This window comes from Microcoleus sp. Pol12A5 (assembly GCF_036701435.1).
Classification (GTDB): domain Bacteria; phylum Cyanobacteriota; class Cyanobacteriia; order Cyanobacteriales; family Microcoleaceae; genus Microcoleus.
Genome location: NZ_JAUBQU010000026.1, coordinates 1 through 19234, shown reverse-complemented (window position 1 = coordinate 19234; position 19234 = coordinate 1). Strand labels below are relative to the sequence as shown.

General features: G+C 45.9%; 19 protein-coding genes and 1 tRNA gene. 10 read left to right on the top strand and 10 right to left on the bottom strand.

Features of this window, described 5'->3' with window-relative positions; all coding sequences use genetic code 11:
• Positions 1–48: 48 nt before the first annotated feature.
• Positions 49–987, top strand: coding sequence for a serine hydrolase (locus tag QUA45_RS09665; RefSeq protein ID WP_333094396.1), 939 nt, complete (start codon positions 49–51; stop codon positions 985–987).
• Positions 988–1144: 157 nt separating this feature from the next.
• Here QUA45_RS09665 and QUA45_RS09660 read toward each other — a convergent pair.
• The 4 genes from QUA45_RS09660 to alr form a co-directional block, all read right to left on the bottom strand.
• Positions 1145–1233, bottom strand: a tRNA-Ser gene (locus QUA45_RS09660).
• Between the two features lie 97 nt (positions 1234–1330).
• Entirely contained in the window at positions 1331–2470 is a 1140-nt protein-coding gene (locus QUA45_RS09655) for a patatin-like phospholipase family protein (RefSeq protein WP_333094397.1), read from the bottom strand.
• Positions 2471–2517: 47 nt separating this feature from the next.
• Positions 2518–3366 (bottom strand): mechanosensitive ion channel family protein, encoded by an 849-nt coding sequence (locus QUA45_RS09650; protein WP_333037311.1) that lies wholly within the window; start codon positions 3364–3366, stop codon positions 2518–2520.
• Positions 3367–3577: 211 nt separating this feature from the next.
• Positions 3578–4780, bottom strand: coding sequence for an alanine racemase (gene alr / locus QUA45_RS09645; RefSeq protein ID WP_333094398.1), 1203 nt, complete (start codon positions 4778–4780; stop codon positions 3578–3580).
• Between the two features lie 134 nt (positions 4781–4914).
• On the opposite strand from alr, the gene QUA45_RS09640 reads away from it, so the two are divergent.
• Complete coding sequence (locus tag QUA45_RS09640; protein ID WP_333094399.1) at positions 4915–6480, top strand: peptidoglycan-binding protein; 1566 nt, start codon at positions 4915–4917, stop codon at positions 6478–6480.
• Positions 6481–6576: 96 nt separating this feature from the next.
• On the opposite strand, the gene QUA45_RS09635 is transcribed toward QUA45_RS09640, so the two are convergent.
• From QUA45_RS09635 to QUA45_RS09625, 3 genes are all read right to left on the bottom strand, one after another.
• Positions 6577–7614, bottom strand: a complete 1038-nt coding sequence (locus QUA45_RS09635) for an S-layer homology domain-containing protein (protein ID WP_333094400.1) — start codon at positions 7612–7614, stop codon at positions 6577–6579.
• Positions 7615–7691: 77 nt separating this feature from the next.
• A complete protein-coding gene (locus QUA45_RS09630) occupies positions 7692–9125 on the bottom strand; it encodes a DUF3370 domain-containing protein (protein ID WP_333094401.1) in 1434 nt (477 codons plus the stop codon).
• A gap of 12 nt (positions 9126–9137) precedes the next feature.
• Complete coding sequence (locus QUA45_RS09625) at positions 9138–9980, bottom strand: Uma2 family endonuclease (protein ID WP_333094402.1); 843 nt, start codon at positions 9978–9980, stop codon at positions 9138–9140.
• A 203-nt stretch (positions 9981–10183) separates the two neighbouring features.
• On the opposite strand from QUA45_RS09625, the gene QUA45_RS09620 reads away from it, so the two are divergent.
• The 4 genes from QUA45_RS09620 to QUA45_RS09605 all read left to right on the top strand — a co-directional run bounded on the left by QUA45_RS09620 (position 10184) and on the right by QUA45_RS09605 (position 11918).
• Positions 10184–10414 (top strand): addiction module protein, encoded by a 231-nt coding sequence (locus QUA45_RS09620; protein WP_249069860.1) that lies wholly within the window; start codon positions 10184–10186, stop codon positions 10412–10414.
• Positions 10411–11319, top strand: coding sequence for a hypothetical protein (locus tag QUA45_RS09615; protein WP_333094403.1), 909 nt, complete (start codon positions 10411–10413; stop codon positions 11317–11319). The genes QUA45_RS09620 and QUA45_RS09615 overlap by 4 nt, the downstream gene beginning before the upstream one ends.
• Positions 11320–11430: 111 nt before the next feature.
• Positions 11431–11526, top strand: a complete 96-nt coding sequence (locus QUA45_RS09610; RefSeq protein ID WP_333094419.1) for a type II toxin-antitoxin system HigB family toxin — start codon at positions 11431–11433, stop codon at positions 11524–11526.
• 14 nt (positions 11527–11540) lie between these two features.
• Positions 11541–11918 carry a transcriptional regulator gene (locus QUA45_RS09605; protein ID WP_333094404.1) on the top strand — a complete coding sequence of 126 codons (378 nt, stop codon included), beginning with the start codon at positions 11541–11543 and terminating at the stop codon, positions 11916–11918.
• 97 nt (positions 11919–12015) lie between these two features.
• On the opposite strand, the gene QUA45_RS09600 is transcribed toward QUA45_RS09605, so the two are convergent.
• The 3 genes from QUA45_RS09600 to QUA45_RS09590 all read right to left on the bottom strand — a co-directional run bounded on the left by QUA45_RS09600 (position 12016) and on the right by QUA45_RS09590 (position 14627).
• Positions 12016–12900, bottom strand: coding sequence for a hypothetical protein (locus tag QUA45_RS09600; RefSeq protein ID WP_333094405.1), 885 nt, complete (start codon positions 12898–12900; stop codon positions 12016–12018).
• Positions 12901–13018: 118 nt separating this feature from the next.
• The gene (locus QUA45_RS09595; RefSeq protein ID WP_333159923.1) at positions 13019–13624 is read right to left on the bottom strand and encodes a DUF1517 domain-containing protein; all 606 of its coding nucleotides are present in this window, start codon (positions 13622–13624) and stop codon (positions 13019–13021) included.
• Positions 13625–14081: 457 nt separating this feature from the next.
• Positions 14082–14627: a hypothetical protein gene (locus tag QUA45_RS09590; protein ID WP_333094407.1), complete on the bottom strand. Its 546-nt coding sequence runs from the start codon at positions 14625–14627 to the stop codon at positions 14082–14084.
• A gap of 357 nt (positions 14628–14984) precedes the next feature.
• Between QUA45_RS09590 and rfbB the strand changes: the two genes are divergently transcribed.
• The 4 genes from rfbB to hpsJ-A all read left to right on the top strand — a co-directional run bounded on the left by rfbB (position 14985) and on the right by hpsJ-A (position 18847).
• On the top strand, positions 14985–16091 hold the full coding sequence (gene rfbB / locus QUA45_RS09585; protein WP_333094408.1) for a dTDP-glucose 4,6-dehydratase: 1107 nt from the start codon (positions 14985–14987) through the stop codon (positions 16089–16091).
• Positions 16092–16478: 387 nt separating this feature from the next.
• Entirely contained in the window at positions 16479–17330 is an 852-nt protein-coding gene (crtA, locus tag QUA45_RS09580; protein WP_333094409.1) for a cyanoexosortase A, read from the top strand.
• On the top strand, positions 17330–17998 hold the full coding sequence (locus tag QUA45_RS09575) for a cyanoexosortase A system-associated protein (RefSeq protein ID WP_333094411.1): 669 nt from the start codon (positions 17330–17332) through the stop codon (positions 17996–17998). The genes crtA and QUA45_RS09575 overlap by 1 nt, the downstream gene beginning before the upstream one ends.
• A gap of 171 nt (positions 17999–18169) precedes the next feature.
• Positions 18170–18847 (top strand): HpsJ-like protein, cyanoexosortase A-associated, encoded by a 678-nt coding sequence (gene hpsJ-A / locus QUA45_RS09570; protein ID WP_333148783.1) that lies wholly within the window; start codon positions 18170–18172, stop codon positions 18845–18847.
• Positions 18848–19234: the final 387 nt, after the last annotated feature.

Below are 19234 nucleotides of genomic sequence, written 5' to 3'. Positions count from 1 at the left end.
ATTGCCATTAGCTGCTAGCCGTTAACCGTTAAGCGTCAGCCATTAACCATGACATTTTTTCACAAAGACGAACAATTAGAAACCCTCGGCAGTAGCATTATAGACTCCGCATTGTCAAAATTTACAGGATTAAGTGGCGATCGTACAGCCATTACCTGGGTAGTCTACGATCCGCCGGTGCGAGTCAATACAGGCGGCGCCCTGAGTCCAGAAGAATTTTGGAAATATCAACCGCGAGGTTTTAGCGCTAGAGCTTCCGAACGAATTTATCCCGCCAGCATCGTCAAATTATTCTACCTCGTTGCCATCTGGGAATGGGCGCAAAAAGGCATGATTCAAACATCCCCAGAATTAGAACGCGCCGTCCGAGATATGATAGTTGATTCCAGCAACGACGCCACCAGTTTAGTAGTAGACGCCCTCACCGGCACCACCAGCGGCCCAGAATTATCACCCGCCCCCTTTGAAACTTGGAAACAGCAGCGAAACATCGTCAACCGTTACTTTCAATCATTAGATTGGCCAGAATTAGAAAATATTAACGTCAATCAGAAAACCTGGTGTGACGGCCCCTACGGTCGCGAGCGAGCAGTTCTGGGAGAATTAATGGAAAATAGAAATATGCTGACCACAAATGCAGCGGCGCGTTTGCTGCACAGTATAATTGGCGGCGTAGCTGTTTCTGCCCAAGCATCGCAAGAAATGATGGGTTTAATGAAACGCAGTTTAGATCCAGCAGAATTAGAGGCAGATCCCGAAAATCAAGTTACAGGTTTTTTAGGTGGGGGATTGCCAGAATCAGCAAAATTGTGGTCAAAAGCGGGACTGACAAGCCAAGTTCGTCACGATGCTGCTTATATTGAAATAGCGGGTTTGCGGCCGTATTTGTTGGTTGTATTTACCGAGGGCAAAGAGAATAGCAAGAATGAAGAGATTTTGCCATTTATATCGCGGCAATTTGTCGAAGCGATGAAAGTGCTTAATTAGATTTAGTAGTGGATTATTGCGGCTAGACTAGACTTGAATTGCAAAAATAATTTATTTGGACGCTGCTCAAAGCCCATCCCACAAAATTTTGTGGGATGGGCTTTGAGCAGCGTCCAAAAATTTGATTAAAAGGAATTTTTTCCTAGAAGCTTTAAAACGGAGAGGGAGGGATTTGAACCCTCGAAGGATGTTAACACCCTTAACAGATTAGCAATCTGCCGCTTTCGACCACTCAGCCACCTCTCCAAGATGACAGTAACTAACTATAGCACACACATCTTCTTTTTGCCAACCCCTTATTGAAAAATTCCTCAATCCCTTACTCTGTATACTTTTCGCGGCCTCAACCTTCAGCCTCTTCCCCAAAGCCCCTAGCCTTCAAGTGCTTCTCCCAACTAAAATTGGAACTCAAAAAGAACCTCTTAGTATACAAATATCCCAAGCGGTACAGGTGAGCCTTGCGATCGGCATCGAGATTAAAGTCCGTCGTCGTCACCCCAGCTTCAGTCACATCAATATTAATCACCCTGCCCTTATCCATTTCTCGCTGGTGATAGCGGTCTCTTGCTTTCATCATCGTTCTGAACATCGCCGCCAGCATCGACAGGGGAGTATCAATCTTAGCTTTAGTCTCAATTCCGGTATCGACTAATCGAAACCCAAAGGTAAACCAGCGCGGCGGTGCAGGAGTCGAACCGACGGATTGTTTGTCATAAATCCACAGGGGGAAATTGCTCAAAATTCCGCCATCTACAATTAAGTCATCGCCGAGTTTTCCGGGTTCAAAAAATAGGGGAATACTCATCGACAATCGAACAGCTTCAGCAACGCTAAAATGTTCAGCGCTTTGGAGTCGCAACTGCTCATACAAAGTATCGGAATCGGTCGATTCGCGTCGGTGTAAATCATCGGGCAGTACCAACATTTCACCGCGAGTGAGGTTGGATATTACTACTTTTAATTCCCGGTCTTTTACGATTTGTTTGACATCGGCAAAAGTGTGCAAGTTACCTCGACCGAGCATTGCTTCCAGCCACTGTCGGAACGGCTGCGCCGAATATTCTCCCATCTGACGGCTAACTGTTAGGAAAAGCAGCGTCCAAGCAGGAGATTGCAAGTCGTCGGCGGGGTCGCCGTTTAAAATGAGAGGACTGTTTTTTTGAGTTAAAAATATGCTGTAATCGAGCTGTCCTAAAATTTCCTCTAAATCATCAATTGACAAGTCGGTTGCCAATACAGCAGCAGTAATTGCACCTGCTGAAGTGCCGGCCAATTTTCGCCACCGGATGCCCAAATCGCTACAGCACCTGAGTGCTCCTAAAAATGCAACTCCCCGCACGCCGCCGCCTTCAAAAACTCCGTCGGCATAGATTTGACCGTTTTCATCGGCAGGCGGAAATTTGCTGAGAATTGTTTCTTTCTCGGTGGCGGTGATCCTGACACCGGGTTCTTGCAAAATTTGCTGCGGATACCACTTGCTCATGGGAAATACCTCCGATAAATTTTGGGTTTTAGATTTTAGATTTATATCTATTGTTCTTGATTGTTGTCGGCATCCATTGCCTCTTTGACGTATTGTTGAACTTGCGATCGCACTTGTTCGTAAGCCACCGACGCGCACCAAGGTCGGAGAGATAAAATAGTTGTATCTGGAGTAATCTCGGCCACCAAACAAGTCGGGGGCGGATTCTCCAGCACCAGCGGGTGAGAGTGGGCAATTTCTAATAACTCAGCTACAGTTGGACGAATTGGCCGATCGCCAATATCAATCTTCAAGTCTACTCGCCTCGTTCCCATTGCCGTTGTATTTTTCAATGTACCGTTAAACAACTGATTGTTCGGGACAATAATTTTTATCCGATCGTCTGTCACCACGGTTGTTGAAAAAATCCCGATGCTGTCCACCACTCCCTTAACATCCCCAGCTTCGATCCCATCTCCGACTTCAAAGGGGCGCAAACTAATCAACATTACCCCAGCAGCAAAGTGCGACAAAGTATTTTGCCACGCCAAACCAATGGCCAAACCCGCGGCACCCACCACCGCAACCACGCTGGTAGTTTGAATGCCCAACTGACTCAAAGCGGCGACTACTCCCACTACCAAAATCGTAATTTCAGCAGCTTGAACTAAGAATTTCCGCAGTGTGGCTTCGGTGCGACTCAGTGCTCGGCGAGTCACGCGGCCCGCAAAGCCGATCGCAAATCGCGTAATTAACAATATGCCGATCGCCCACAGCAGTTGAGGTACAATTTTAAACCCCAATTCTACGAATTTTTTTGAGAATTCTTGGGCTACTTCCAAGGCTTGTGTTCTTTCTGCATTTAGCTGAGAATAGAAGGTTTGGGCTATTGGTAAAAACGTCTGAATAACTGTCATGTTAATTGGGAATTGGGAATTAGAAATTGAGAATTGCAGTCTCAGTCTTATCGCTTATTGCGAGAGTCCGACAGGGGTTTTCAACCCCTGTCTCATAGCGGAAGTCCTCTAAAAGAGGACTAAAATCGATAATTTTATCCTTCAAACTCTTGAGTCGGTTTAAACCGACTTTAGCTATGAGTCAGGAGTTTAAACCCCTGCCGGACTACTGTTAATAGTTTACTGCTACGCGGGGCAATCGGTGTTTAAAACCGCAGAGAATTTCCCAAGAAATAGTTCCTAAAGTCGCGGCCCAATCGTCAGCAGTAATTTGATATTCCCCATCTTTGCCCAACAGCGTCACCACTTCGCCGACTTCTAAATCGGGAATATCAGTTACATCCAGCATTAATTGATCCATCGTCACTGCTCCCACTTGCCGCACGAATTCACCCCTGACTAAAACCTGCATTTTATTAGAAAGATTGCGCGGAATACCATCTGCATAGCCGATACCAATTACGGCAATCTGTGTCTGCCGCTGAGCTATAAATTGATAGCCGTAACTGACGCCGGTTCCTGGTTCAATTGTTTTCACCTGCGTTACCCTAGCTTTTACCTGCATTGCGGGCTTCAAATTGGCTATCGACTCCAAGTGAGGTGCTGGATAAAGACCGTAGGTAGCTAAACCGACTCGCACTAAATCGTAGTGCAAATCCGGGTCAGCGAGGGCGGCAGCAGAGTTGGCCAAGTGGAGGCGAGGGGGGTTAATTCCTGCTATTTTAATTTGCTCGATCGCCTGCTGAAACCGCTGGTGCTGCTCTCTCATAACTGCGGGGTCGGGACTGTCTGCTGTTGCCAAGTGAGAGTAAATACTCGCTAATTTTAAATTGGGCAACCGCTTGACTAATTGCACAAATTCTGTAGCTTCCTGCCAGGGCGTACCCAGGCGAGACATTCCCGTATCCAACTTAGCGTGAACTGGCAAAGATTGGTTAATGCCTGCGAGAACTTCCGAAAAAATTAGGGCTTGTTTGGCAGTACAAATAGTGGGCTGCAAGTGCCAATGGGCGATCGCCTTTACCTGTTGGGCTGTATGGGTTGCTCCCAACAGCAAAATCGGCGCTTCTATCCCAGCTTCTCGCAATTCTATGCCTTCGGGAATTGTCGCCACTCCCAGCCAACTAGCACCTGCTTGCAATGCTGTTTGACTGACTGCAACAGCACCGTGACCGTAAGCATCCGCTTTCACAACTGCCATCAGTTCTGTCTGGGGAGATAAGAGCTTTTTAAGCTGTTTTACATTGTGAGTTAAAGCTGCTAAATCGATTTCTACCCAAGCCCGCTGGCAAAGTCCCCCGTTATCGTCCCACAGCAACGTCTGGCGGGATTCTTTTGTCGTTGATTCTGCGGTTGTTTGTTCCCCACTCCACATTGTCGATCGCTCCTACTTGCTTACACCATTAAAAACTGCTTGGAGATTTTACCCTAAGTTTGATTATAATAAGATTCTCTCTTTCATCAAAGTTAACTGGTGTATCATAGCACCAAAAATACCCGGTAAAAACTATGGACGGACTAGCCTACCTACATTTAGCTGAAACTTGGGAAACGGCTGCGGGTCAAACTCGATCGACCCACTCAAAAATGCACCGGAATTTAGCATATACTCCTTTACTTTTCTTTACGATCGCTCTCACAATTTTCAATTTAGTCAATCCCGCACTCGCCATCAAAAAAGGTGATTCCGGCGCGGAAGTAGCCGAACTCCAGAAAACTCTACAAAACGCAGGCTATTTTCGCGGTAAGCCTACAGGATTTTACGGTTCTCTCACCCAGGCTGCTGTGAAAAAGTTTCAAGCAGAGAACAACCTGAAAGTTGACGGAATTGTTGGCCCTAAAACCTTGTCAGCACTCAAAGGTAAGCCGGAAGAGGCGAGTATTGAAGCTGCGGAAAAAATCGCGCCAAATGTCGATCGATCTTCGCCATCTCCTACCGCCACAGATAATACAAACGAACTCGAAGATAAAACTCAAACTCAGCCCCAAGAACCCTCTTTGCCGCCCTTTAAAACTGAAAATTCCGAGGATAAAGAAAGTGAGTTTCCACCCACAGATCTCGTAAATCCTCCTGATAATACTCAAGGAAAAATGACGTTGAAAAAAACCATTTACGGTAACATATCGCCAAAGTCAATAGTTTATTCGGGAGCGGGTTTGTTTTTTGCTCAAAACATGATGTACCGTCACACAATCACAGTTTACGACAGGAACTTTAAATTAGTCAAGACTATTCCCGATACAGTAAACTTGTCGAAGTTCGGCTTTTCTAAATTCAAAGGCAATTATAAAGGCTCTCCCGTAGAAGCAGCTTTTTCAACCGATGGCAAATATGCCTACGTCTCCAACTACAAAATGTACGGTTCCGGGTTTAGCAATCCGGGAACCGACAGGTGTTCTCCAGCGGCCAAACACGATCAAAGTTTTCTGTACCGCATCAATACCCAAACTTTGAAAATAGAAAAGGTAATTCCTGTAGGTGCTGTTCCGAAATTCAATGCTGTTTCGCCTGACAATCGCTTCGCGCTATCTAGCAATTGGTGCAGTTGGGATTTGAGCGTAGTAGATATCAATAAAAATCTCGAAATCGAGCGAGTGAAACTGGGTGCATACCCTCGCGGAATTGTTGTTACTCCCGACTCAAAAAATGCCTATGTTGCTATCATGGGTTCTTCCGATATTGCGAAAGTGAATCTCATCGACTTTTCGGTAGAATGGCTGAAGAATATTGGCAATGCGCCGCGTCATTTGACGATAGATCCCAATGGAAATTATTTGTATGCCACTTTAAATGGTGAAGGAAATGTGGCAAAAATTGACCTAAAAACTGGTAAAGTGCTTGATAAAGTTTCGACAGGAAAAGCACCTCGCAGCATGACAATTTCCAATCAGGGAAAACTGCTTTATGTGGTTAACTATTTCTCGAATACTGTTAGCAAAGTTAGGACGAGCGATATGAAAGTGCTGCAAACAGTGAAGGTTAATTCAAGTCCGATCGGGATTACTTACGATCCGGAAACTAATCAGGTTTGGGTAGCGTGCTATTCGGGCAGTATTATGGTGTTTCAAGATTAATTTAGCTGCTTTGTAGTGAAGGCTTGAGTCCTGACTACAAACAATAACGATTAAATGTTATTGTGGGGCGTTGCTCGGAGCAACGCCCCTAAAATATTATTTGGGCAACTTTAAAGGCTTCACAACATACTCTGAAGACTTAGCAGGGACTTTGCCTTTTTTAGCCATAGCTTGGTAAATCATGGCTGCTACTTCAGCACGAGTTGCTGTTCTATTAGGCTGCAAAAGTGTGCGCTTCGGGTGGTTAACAACAATGCCAGCTTCTGTGGCTGATGCTACTTTGTTAACTGCCCATTTCGGCACTTTTGCCCTGTCTGTATAAACTTGTAAAGTTTTGGTTGCTTTTGTTGATGGTTTCAGGCTCAAACCGCTCGCTAAAGCTGCGATGACTTCGACACGCGGAATCTGTTTGTCGGGACGGAACTCATTGTTTGGGTATCCTTTAAGATATCCAGTTTTGACGGTGTGATCGATCGCAGGAGCGGCAGGACTCTTGTCTTTTACGTCTTTAAAATCAATTGGTTTTCTGATCGGCTCTTTGTCGTCGGACATTCGTTGAATTAAGCGCGCTAGTTCGGCTCGCGTCATCGGTTCGTCGGGGCGAAATTTGTTGTCGGTGGACTCAGCAAAAATTTTCCGATCGACTAAAGCGACAATGAACGGACGCGCCCAATATTTGTCTGGAACATCTGAGAATCTAACGGGCCCAACTTTGGGTTTATCGGCTTTGGGTTTATCGGTTTTCGGTTTGGTAATTGCTGGATCGGGAGTCGATGGCGCAATTGGCTGGTTGGGAGGAACAACGATTACACCCACCGGAGGATTTTGCGGTAAAATCGGTCCTAAAGGTGTCACAGGTGCGACTTCCCGTTCTGAGGGAATCAGGGTTGTAGCGGGCGATCGCAAATCCGAATTGGGCGACGCAGGTGTTAATAGTCCCGGGCTCGCGGGCGTCACAGCAGGTTGAGAGAAAACGGCTGGAAATTGCCAATTTCTGGCATTCAATCGCTCGGGATTTTTACCTGTTACCCAAAATAAAATTGCTCCCATCGTGCCGAAGGCAACCAAGATCGCAATCAATTCATCCAATCCTAGAGGATTTCTTTCCCCTGACGGGGGTTGTGAAGAAGACATATTGTCACCTACATACCAATGTAGAAATTAAATCACATATTTTTTGGGTCTGGTAGTGACTCAAATAAATAAATCAACTATTCCAAAGTTCTCACTGTTAATACTTGCGGCGGCGTGGAATCGGGAGGATAAATAAAATCAACTTTTACCGATCGCGTTTCTGTCGCAGCTAACCTCAACTTTACCATCGGTTCCACAACTTGACCGACACGGTGCCATAAATGCAAGTAGCGAGTTACATCGTAACCTCCATCATCTTGGTAGCGCAGCCTCACAGTACCTCGAAAATAGGGAAAATCTAGGGGAGGTTGACGAAACCGCAATCCATTTTTTGAGAGTAGATCTTCTTTTAAAGGCGTTTCCAAACTCACCGCTACCGTTTGCGGTTTTTGGGCAGTGTTGTGCAGCGGCAAAATCAGATTGTAGTGTACGCCGTAATTGCCGTGGGCTTCGTAAGCGGTGTCGGGATAGCGCGCCAGCATTTTTCCGGCTTGCACTTGTTGGGTTCCCAAAGTGCCCCCGCGCAAGGTAGAGATCGCATAGGATATCGCTTTTCCAGTCTGGGGAATTGCCAGATTTTTAGCATCGCGATCGACTAATTCCGCTTCCCATCCAGAACCTTGCTGCACCCCTGCCACGCGGCCGTAAATCAGGCTTCCGGAAGTGGCGTCGGGGGGAGTCGGGGTTTTGTCGCGGGGGCCTGCCAAACCGCCATTATTCAGCAATTGCTGCCATTCTTCCAGAGTTGGCGCGCGTTCGCGCAGCCCTCGAAGAGGATCGCCCCCATCAGCATTTTGAGGTGCATACATTGCCAAAGTAGCGGCATAAACCTTGCCGCTACTTTTGAGCCGCATAAAGGTAGAACGACCATTTATCGGCTTTTCCAGACCCCGCACGGGAATAGGGCGATTCATCAACAATGCGGTTTCTCCCGGTGCAACGAGCAGTTTTGCCGGAAAATCCGGCTGCCGCATTCCCCGCAAAACGCTATCGACAGCCCTAATCCCAGGGCCGGAATATACTTCGCCGTCGGGATTCTCACTTAGTGCGGGTTTCTGTTTGAACGGTGCGTCTGGTTCCATCAGGTAACTGGCTGCCTGCAATACTTCCACCGTCACGGGCGCGGAACTGGGGTTGTACAACAAAGCTCCTATATACAACGTGCGCGAATTCAGCGGAGTGTGAGAAAAGTGGTGAGCAAACAGGTTGAATTGTCCTTGAAAGGCAAAGTTCAGGTGAGCTGCGGGGAATTTTTTGCCGTCTGGGGGAAAAGTTGAGAGCAAAATACCTTCTTTTTTGACCCATTCGGGACTGTCGCTGTTGAAGAGGGGGATGCTGTCTAGTTGTCCGGGGAGCTCGCGCACTTCCGCAGCTTGTACAATTTCTGCGGGTGCTGGTTTTGCGGGAACAGATTGTACGGGTTTTTTGACGTACAACAATCCGCCGGCTGCACAAAGGACGATCGTAGAAATGCCAGCAATTCGAGAAAAGAGATTTGGTTTCTGAATCATGAAAGTTAACTGTCAGCCCAATCTCTGTACATCTTCCACCGACAGCGACAGCGCCTGAGCCACTTGCTCTACGGTTAAACCCATTGCCAGCAGTTGGGGAATCGCATCCCGTTGGGTTTGTTCTGCGCGATCGGCCCTTTGGCGTTCCTGTTCGGTATGGAGGCGTTCTAGTTTAGCTTGTTCGCTACCAGTTAACAACAAATTCCCCTGATTATCCCACCAACGCAACCATCGCTGATGCTGATTTTGATAGCTACCTTCCCACACACCTAACTCTACTCCCATCAGGTCGATCGGATAATGCCCGCGATCGTTTGGTTGCAAACGGCGATAGCGAGTATTCACCCAGTTATAGACTTCCAATTCACTCGTTTTAATGATGTAAATCGCATAGTAAGGAATGCGAATAATCTGCTCGTATACCCAAAACTTTCCGGGTTTCTGGTTGATACCTTCTGGTAAGCGAGATAAAGGAGTATTATCTCGTTCTTCAGCCCCATTTCCACTTGCAAATTCGATCGCAATTAATGGCACAATATACTCGCGCCAAATCACGTAAGAGCGGCGAATTTCCCCATCTATTAGGGGCCCAACGTTGGGAACGTAGAACCAGTCAGGCGCTTCGGCTCCCTTTTCTGGAGGGTCGGTTTCGCGCCAGTAAATGCCACAATCTTGCCCGATCGCATATTGTCCGTCCGGGTGGAGGGTTTGCAGGGTAGTTTCCAGGGAGTCGGTGAGTAGGATACTCTGGGGATGTTCTTGGAAGTTATGTACAAAAGTGCCGTCGGAGTCGGGGAGTTGCGTGTGATCGGGAAAGGCGGGGGGTATTGTTGTGGGGTTGAAGCTTTGGGTCATGTCAGCTATCCGATCGTGAAAGGACAGATGCTTTGTTACAGCATAGCAATTTTAGATTGAGGGGTTTTATACTGTCTGATAAACTGTTTGTCTACGCTGTTCGATCGCCGCGATAGCGAAGCACATCAACCCCGGATAGATGACCTTCTATGGGTCTAAAATCTGTTACATTACGATCGTAATTAAGCATTTGGCGACAAGCTATGCGGTCAATTGAACAACTAACAGAAGAGCTTTTATCTCTGCCTAGTGCATCAAGAGCGCTTTTGGCAGAAAAACTCGCAGAAAGTTTAGAATTCGATATCGACCCAATAATTCAGGCAGCTTGGACAACTGAGGCTCATAAACGACGTAACGAGATCCGAAGCGGTGCTGTCCAAGCAATTCCCGGGGATGAAGCCTTAGCTCAAGTGAGGCTGTTGCTTGACCCATGAAGTATGTATTTCATCCTGAAGCACTTGCCGAATATGCTGAAGCTGTCCAATACTATGTAGTACATTTTGATTCTCGCAGTAACGCATTGCAGTCGAGAGCCTGGGTATTGGAAAAGCCACAAATAATTAAAACATTCAGCAATCCAACATTTAAAATGTCTGAGATAACTCTGCTACATGAAATTGCTCATTGCCCCCATGCACGGTTCTGTCGAGAAAATCCTGCTGCTGAACATCCATGTAGCGAAATTGTTGATTATCAAAGATCGCTCAATTTAGACAAGTTTCAAGTACCTGAGCCTTGGAGTGGACATATAGAGAAAGCTCCTATTCTTTTTCTGAGTTCAAATCCATCAATTGGCTCTGTTGAAAACTACCCAAATTGGTCTTGGTCAGACGATGATATGGAAGATTACTTCAGTTATCGTTTTGGAGGGGGACGCAAGGAATGGATCGTCAATGGTACGAAATCCTTACTAATGGACGGGACATATAGCCATGCTGTTAAGTTCTGGGCAGCAGTCCGGCAACGTGCTATGGAGTTATTTGAACGGGATGTGGTTCCAGGAATTGATTATGCGCTTACCGAAATAGTGCATTGTAAATCCCATAATGAAATTGGCGTAGAACGAGCGCAATATAAATGTGTTGAAGCCTATTTGTTGAGGACTTTAGAACTGGCAGGGGCAAAAGTAATTGTGGTGCTGGGAGTAGGTGCAAGGAAAGCAATTCAAAGTCAATTCAATATCCCTGAAAAAATCTCAGTGTCTGAGGCAATAAAGATAGGGAGCAGTGAAAGATTTTTTGCTTTCCTTCCACATCCAAATGCCTACAAAGATCGTTCTTTTTCCAAGTGCTTTCAGGATGATGATATTGAAAAGTTACGTGCATCTTTGCATCCGTGAAAAAATGGTCAGTGATGCACATGGTCAAAGTTACTTCAACGAGCGATCGCCCGATTGCAAACCTTACCTTCTAGTAAGCAAGATGCGATCGCGTTATGATAGAAGTATCGGCTGCTTGTGGCAATTCACTATGACCTTGGTATTATTTTCATCCGATTTATTGGCACTCATGCCAAGTATGACAAAGTAGATGCAGAAATAGTCTAAACAGAGGTGGATGTATGGAATTGCGCCCAATTAGAAATGAAACCGACTATCAGGAAGCCCTTCGAGAAATCGAATTACTGTTTAATGCAGCCCCAAACACTCCTGAGTACGATCGATTAGATTTACTCAGCACCTTAGTGGAAGCCTACGAGAAGAAACACATACCGATCGCAATCCCCGATGCGATCGAAGCGATTGATTATTACATGGAAACTCGCCGATGGTCTCGTCGCGATGTAGAGTCATGTCTCGGTAGTCGGGCTAGGGTATCCGAGGTTTTATCTCGTAAACGTTCCTTGACATTGGAGATGATTCGGAAGTTGAATCAAGAACTGGGGATTCCCGCTGAAATTCTCATCCAACCCTATAAGTCGGTAAAAATCCCCGCGTAACAATATAACTCGATCTACCTTGATAGTTATATGGTGCGTCGCTGGGGGAAACTTCTCACTAAGGCGCCCATAGTCGAGGGCGACGCACCCTACATTCTTAACGCCTTCTACTCCCGAAAGAACGACTGCGACTCGGTTGACGAGAATTCCTGCCGCTACCAAAACTCGGACTCCGCCTTTGCTGCCGGGAATTTGAGTTGGGCGATCGCCTCAAAGTGCTCCCACCGTAACCCGAACCGGTCGATCGATTGCCATTTGGCCGTGCTGAGGGTCTTACTGGCTGGTTATATGTAGGCGATCGCAGGCGGCCGGTCGTCCTTAAAACTTGACGGTTTCTCACAACTGGAGGCGGAGTTTGGTAGCGAGTTTGATACCGCTGAACAGCTTGGCCGTAAGTATTGCCATACCCGCCATATCCTGTCATAATTCCCGGCTGATAGACTGGTGGCATATAATATTGCGGTCTAAATAACAAACTGCCGATCGCCTGACCAGCTATAGCCCCAGCAAACGGCGCCCAGAAGCCAGATTGCTGTCGCACTACTACGGTTTGTGGCTGACCTGTTTGAGGATTAGGAACAGTTTCGGTAACGTTGTGAACGTACTCAATTTTAAAATCTTCTGTCAAATGCAAAACCGCTTGATTGTTATCCACATTTAGATAACTTTTCTTGCCTGCCGATATTTCTTCATCCGTTAACCGAGCCATTTGCAAATCCGTAGTTCGGTAAACTGGGGGACTGCCGGGGGGAGTATTCAACAACATTAAACTGTATTCGCCATCAGCATCGTCGTAGGTAGCTTGCTGTACGGGATATTGACCTGGACTCAAGTTATTATTATTTGGTGTAGGACGCACTGTGTTAATATTTGGATTCCCAGCAGGATTTGTATAAGTTTGTCTGCTTGGAGAACCGCAGGCAGTTGCCGTCGCTAAGAAAATTAAAGCCATTAAATAAATTGTCAGTTTTCGCAGCATCATAAATAGTAATTTATAATTTGGCATGGATTGTTTGATAATGGCTCCTTCTTCCTTCTTCCCGACATCAGTTACATCAATTACACCCGTTACTGAATCCGTTGCCGAACTTCTTCCTTCCTTAAATCGGAATAAGTTCGGGGAAATTGACCAACACTTGGTCGTTAGTAAGTTCGTCTCCCAACTGTGCGGGAGAAAAGTGAACTTGCACAGCTCGGAGCCTTTCTTGGTAATGTAAATTCATCAGGGCTTTTAAACCGACTTTCAGCGCGTTGATATCAGCAAGGTCAGTTTCTAGGGCAGGAACTTCGCCTTCATAAGCAACTGTGATCATCACCACCACATTTCTAGTTACAGGCAAAGACAAGGGGGAATTTTTATCGTAAACAGATGTACTGTATTGAGGCTCGCTGAGATAGCGATCGGCTGAATCAATGAAAAGTTCATCCACATAATCGCCCGCTTCGCCTTCATTCCAAAAAACATCGCCTTCATTGGCGGCTGATTGCCAGTAGTTGTCGTACTGCAACAGGTGATTGCAAATTTCTACAAGACCTTCTCCTAAAACTGCTATGTCGCCATCGGCATCAATTGCTCTTCTGGCGGTGCGGTTGAGAACTCCTAACAGCGGTGCAACTTCTTCGCCTGTTAGGTGAACGAACACCCGGCAAACTGCCACTCGAGTTTTACCTGTAAATTGATTGAATCGATCGCGCCAAGCATTCATAATAACCTAGAGTTGTAATCTGTAGGGCTATATTTTCAACGATAACAGGTCACTTGAACTCTTGCCGTCTACCCTCAGATTGATCTGAAGAGTATTTTTAGCGATCGCCTCCACAACATACTATCTCACTATGACTCATCTAATTTTATAGCAGTTTCAATCGCATCAAATACAGTAGGGAAATGGCACAGCCTTGTCATGAGGGGCAGTAGCAACTTTTAATAATTGGTATAAGATTGAGGATGGTAGCAATTTTTTTAAAACTGATATTAATTAAACCCTCCGAGAGCTTTGCGGGAATAGGATATTGTTTGCTATCGATTCATCTGTTCTCAATTGTTTGCACTGCTTTGCGAGCGGCAGGAAAATAAATTTTAGGGTAGATAATTTCCAGTCAAAAAACCTCCAATCTGGCAAGATTGGAGGTGCGCTAAGCGAATACTTTGGTTTGAGATAACTATTTGAGGATCGCGCTTTGGACTTGTTCGATCGCAATTTCAAAACTCAACTCAGCAACTTGTGAAACTGGCAAATCCAGCTCGCCGCCCGGAGCTTCTGGGTGTTCCCGAACGGCTGCAACCGCATCTGCTGACTCAGCTACAGCACCCGCCGCCCCCAAATCGAGCAACACGGGAATTTCCATGTGTCCAGAAACACCTGCATCTGCGATCGGATCGATCGACTCTTCAAAAACTTCAAAATTATCGGTCATCGCCGCGCAAGCAGCAGAAGCGCGCTTGCCAGCGCGGTAGCTCATGTAGGCCGCACCTGCGCCCCCAAGCCCAGCCAAACCGAGGAAACCGAGAGCTGCTGTTTTGTAAGATTTCCACGGATTCATTCGCTCCGAGCCGCCGGAACCTAGGATTGTTGTCGCAGAACCAGATTTAGCCGCCCCAGATTTGCTGTAGGAACAGGGGAAAGCAGATGCGGCGTCACAAACAGCGATACTGCTTGCGATCGCGACAACGGAAGCAATGCCAGCTAACACTTGAAACTTCTTCATGGTGCTCTGGAGATTGTAAAGGATAATTAAAAAATTAATGGTAACAGCTCTTTACAAATGTATCAACTCTGCGCGCCACCCATATCGAAGATCGATCGCAAAAGTCAGCTATAGCCTCACGCAATTCAAATTTAAATTTGCCAGCTTAAAAATTTGCAATGCTTGCTTTGTAAGCGTTTCGGCCAAAAAAAAGGTAAAAGTTAAACTTTTGTGAACCAATACTTCGATCGCGCCCAACTTAGAAAATCTGCGGTGAGACACTAGAAAATTTAGTTGCAGACTGGCAAACACTTGGTGACAAACTACTTTTAAGGCTACTTTTGTAAAGGCTTAGTTATTGGAATAACTCTTATTTTTATGACAGACAACGCGACTCAAGGCATTGAGCGAGATCCTCGCCGATTGTTGGTGACGGGCGGGGCTGGATTTATCGGCTCAAATTTTGTGCATCACTGGTGCAGCACCTATGCGGGCGATCGAGTAATCGTACTCGACGCTTTAACCTACGCCGGAAACAGACAAACCCTGGCAACTTTGGAAGGAGGAGAAAATTTTCGTTTTGTGCAGGGGGATATTTGCGATCGTACCTTAGTCGATACCTTGCTCAAAGAAGAAAACATCACCACAGTCGCGCACTTTGCCGCAGAATCCCACGTTGACAGGTCAATTATCGGGCCTGCAGCCTTTGTTCAAACAAACGTTGTCGGAACCTTCACGCTTTTAGAAGCCTTCCGCAAGCATTTTGAAGCAATTGACGATCCCTCTCTCAAAGCACAAATGCGCTTCCTCCACGTTTCTACCGACGAAGTTTACGGCAGTCTCGGTCCTGATGACCCAGCCTTCACAGAAACAACTGCCTACTCGCCCAACAGTCCCTACTCAGCCTCCAAAGCTGGCAGCGACCACCTCGCCCGCGCCTATTTCCACACCTACGGCGTCCCGACAATTATCACCAACTGTTCCAACAATTACGGCCCCTATCACTTCCCAGAAAAGCTCATTCCATTAATGTGCATCAATATGCTATTGGGCAAACCGCTGCCAGTATACGGCGACGGTCAAAACGTGCGAGATTGGCTCTACGTTCTCGACCACTGCCGCGCTTTAGATGCCGTTATTCACCGCGGTCAGCCTGGGGAAACCTACAATGTTGGCGGAAACAACGAGGTAAAAAATCTCGATTTAGTAAAAATGCTGTGTCAGCTAATGGACGAATTAGCTGAGGATTTACCCGCCCGTCCTTGCGAACAATTAATCGCATTTGTCAAAGACAGAGCCGGGCACGATCGGCGTTACGCTATTGATGCCAGCAAAATTAAAACTGAGTTAGGTTGGACTCCCTCAGTAACCGTTGAAGAAGGTTTGCGACAGACTGTAGAATGGTACTTAGCCCATCGGGATTGGTGGGAACCCCTGCTTTCGGAGGAATATCAAACTTACTACCGGAAAGTCTACTCTAATTAATCTACTCTTGGACGCACGGGCTACCAAAAACCAGCACCGATAAAAAACTGGTTTTCAAGCTCAAGAGTGCGTCCAACAAAGGTTTCTGTCTTGCCTTCAAGCTTTACATTTGAACTCTAGGTGCAGAAACGGGGTTTGAGGGAGGAAAATTTTTAGTTGAGTGCGATCGATCAGAGTTAAAAAACCTGTTTTCTTTAATCTTTGCGCCTAATTTCAGATTTAATTAGGGAAAGGTAAGTATCACACACATTCGCCCTTGTCAATCATTGTGAAGATTTAGTTAAAAATCATCCGAAACGCATAAATGCAAGTGTTTGTAGCTGATAATTTTAATAGAGTTACAAGATTAAGCAATTTAGAAGCTTTTAGGAAAAACAAAAAGCACCAATGACCGAAATAAACTGGCTCAAGCACGTCCAAGAACCTAAATACTGGCTGTTAGGCATCGCCTCCGGTTTGATTGCCATACACCTAACTCTAACTTCCAGAACAAACGACACAGACCTGTTTGGTACAATGTTACTGTTTTGGGGAGTCGTAGCATTTCTCATTTGGGAAAGGCACGAATCCTTAACTTTTGAAAGCGGAGTTTTTGCCAGCTTCTTTGGGTCATCGTTAATTGCTTTAATATTGCTCAAAAGTTCATCCATATCTGGATACGACTTTTTTATTCGAGCAACGCCTTTTTTGTCGGGAATCAGTCTCGCATTGCTGGCTTCCGGCACAAAAGGACTAAAACAATATAGGCAGGAACTTCTAATTCTTGGCTATACAGCTATTCCTCCGGGATTGATCGGAGTATTCGTTGATGTCGCCCTATTAACAGCAAAATTTTCAGCTTTCCTCCTCCACTATCTAGGATTTGAAGTGGTGCGAAGAGGGGTTTTTCTAATCCTGGAAAATGGCAGTGTGGAAGTGTATCACGGCTGTTCGGGCGTAAATGCGATGCTACAATTGTTAGGACTAGCTCTGGTTTTCTTACTGATGTTTCCTACCACTACGGGTCAGAAAATAGTATTGCCATTCGTGGCCATAATTACTGCATTTCTAGTTAATGCCGCGCGAGTTGCTCTCATGGCAGTGCTGGTATCGCTATCTCAACCCGAAGCATTTAAATACTGGCACGAAGGAAATGGTTCGGTAATATTTTCTATGATTGCTGTATTTATTTTCGGGTTATTCTGCTGGTTTGCAATTTTGAAAGACCAACCCCAAAATAAGGAAGGACAGAATTTCTAATGGCTATTACCTCTTGGAAACCACTTAGGCTTTCCCTGTTGGCTGTTACTTTGGGAGGGGTTTTGTTGGTTGCCGGAAAATTGGTTTTCTATCCATCGGACGGCAAGAATGTGGCAACCCCGTTTGAGTTTCCCGAGTCGGTGCCTCTAGCCGATTGGAAACTAAACAATAGCGCGCTTCTGGAAATTAAGGAAAATTCAGAATTCAAAGCTGCCAGGAAATATGAATATCAAAAAAATAGCATGGGTCTAGAAATAGAGATGCGCTATGCGGTAGACAGCATTGGGGATGTGGAAGGTATGATGAAGGGACATACTATTCTCAAGTCGAATCCTGGTAAACTAGCATTGGCAAGCACTCAAGGCGCGGGGTTTCACGGACTTTTGCAACAGCAAAATCGACTGTATTTGAGTTCATGTATCAATCCTCATGGCAGTCCTACAGTAACTTCCCAACAGTTTAGATATAATCGAAATACTCGCGATTGGCAGCCAAACCGTGTTCTGTTTTGGTTGTTGGGTAGGGGAAATATTCAAGACCGGCGCTGTTTGTGGACTCAGATGTCTGTGCCTTTGGATAAAACAACTCCAGAAGATGCCAAAAAAATTCTAGAGAATGCTTGGGTTTCTTGGTATGGGTGGTGGCAGCCGCGATTTCCCGAGCCTTGAGTTGAGTCAGTGGATTTTAGCTTTTAGCTTTTAGATTTACTCCACAGGTGAATCTGGAAGCTGGAACAAGAGTCTAAAATTTTTGATTCTCCATGACTGTTGTCGGGGGCTTGTATCCGTTATTGGGCGGGGTCAAGAGAGATTTTTCTTAACAACAACTCTGATTATTTTATGAATGACTTACAAGGCGAACAAGGTTTTTCTATCTACAGACTGCGTTGGATTGGCTACGGTCTATTAATTTTGTCTGTATTAGATACGATTGCAGTTCTTATACCAGCTAATTTTGGCAATCGCCTCTGGGAATTGCAGACGATTGGGGCAGTAGTGGAACGGGTTCCCGTTCCTTTACTGGCAATGGCGCTGATATTTTTTGGAGAAGGGTACGATCGCAGAGGTTTGGAAGAGGTTTTTTTGAAGGTTTTGTCTTGGGTTTGTCTGCTGCTAGGTCTACTTTTTCTCTTGATGTTGCCTTTGGGAATTTTTGGCACTATCTATGTCAACAACCAAAACAACCAGCAAATTACTACTCAAGCAAACCAACAATTAGCTCAGTTGCAGCAGGTCGAAGATCGGCTAAAGAACGGTAGTCCTGAAGATTTAAGGAATTTGGCGGGGGAACTTACCCGTTTGGGGGTACAAGCGGATACGCAAAACCCACAGCAATTGAAAGAGCAAATTCTTTCGAGAATTACTCCGGCTAAGGAACGATTACAGACGCAAAGTGCTGCGGTTCAGTCAAATCAGCGCGTGGGGTTATTTAAAAATGCTGTTAAGTGGCTGCTGGGCGCGCTGATTTCTAGTGTTTTGTTTTTTACGCTGTGGCGCGGTACTGACTGGGCTCGCTAGTAGTATTGAGTTTTAAGTGGAGAGTTTTGAGCTAGTAAGGTGCGCCTAGCGCACCCGGAGAGCGTTGTTGAGGACTAAGATTCGCCCTGTGCACGCAGTCGGCTCAGAAGTGGTGAAGAAGACTCTCAAACTCTGGAAATTTCCTTGGGGGGAGCGCTCCCTCTTCTTGTTTTCAAAAGATATCGGTAATAAATCTTGTTTATTGCCGATCGCCAAAACCTAGAATGAGGCAAATCCGTCGTTAGCGCAGCCCGCCCCTTGTATCTTAAAAGAGTCAGGCGCTCAAACCGTAGATCGCAGACTATAGAACCGCAGACACGGTTGTAATTGAATCGTAACACGAGTAAAGATAAAGAAACCATTAAAGTTTCTTCCTTAAGGTACACA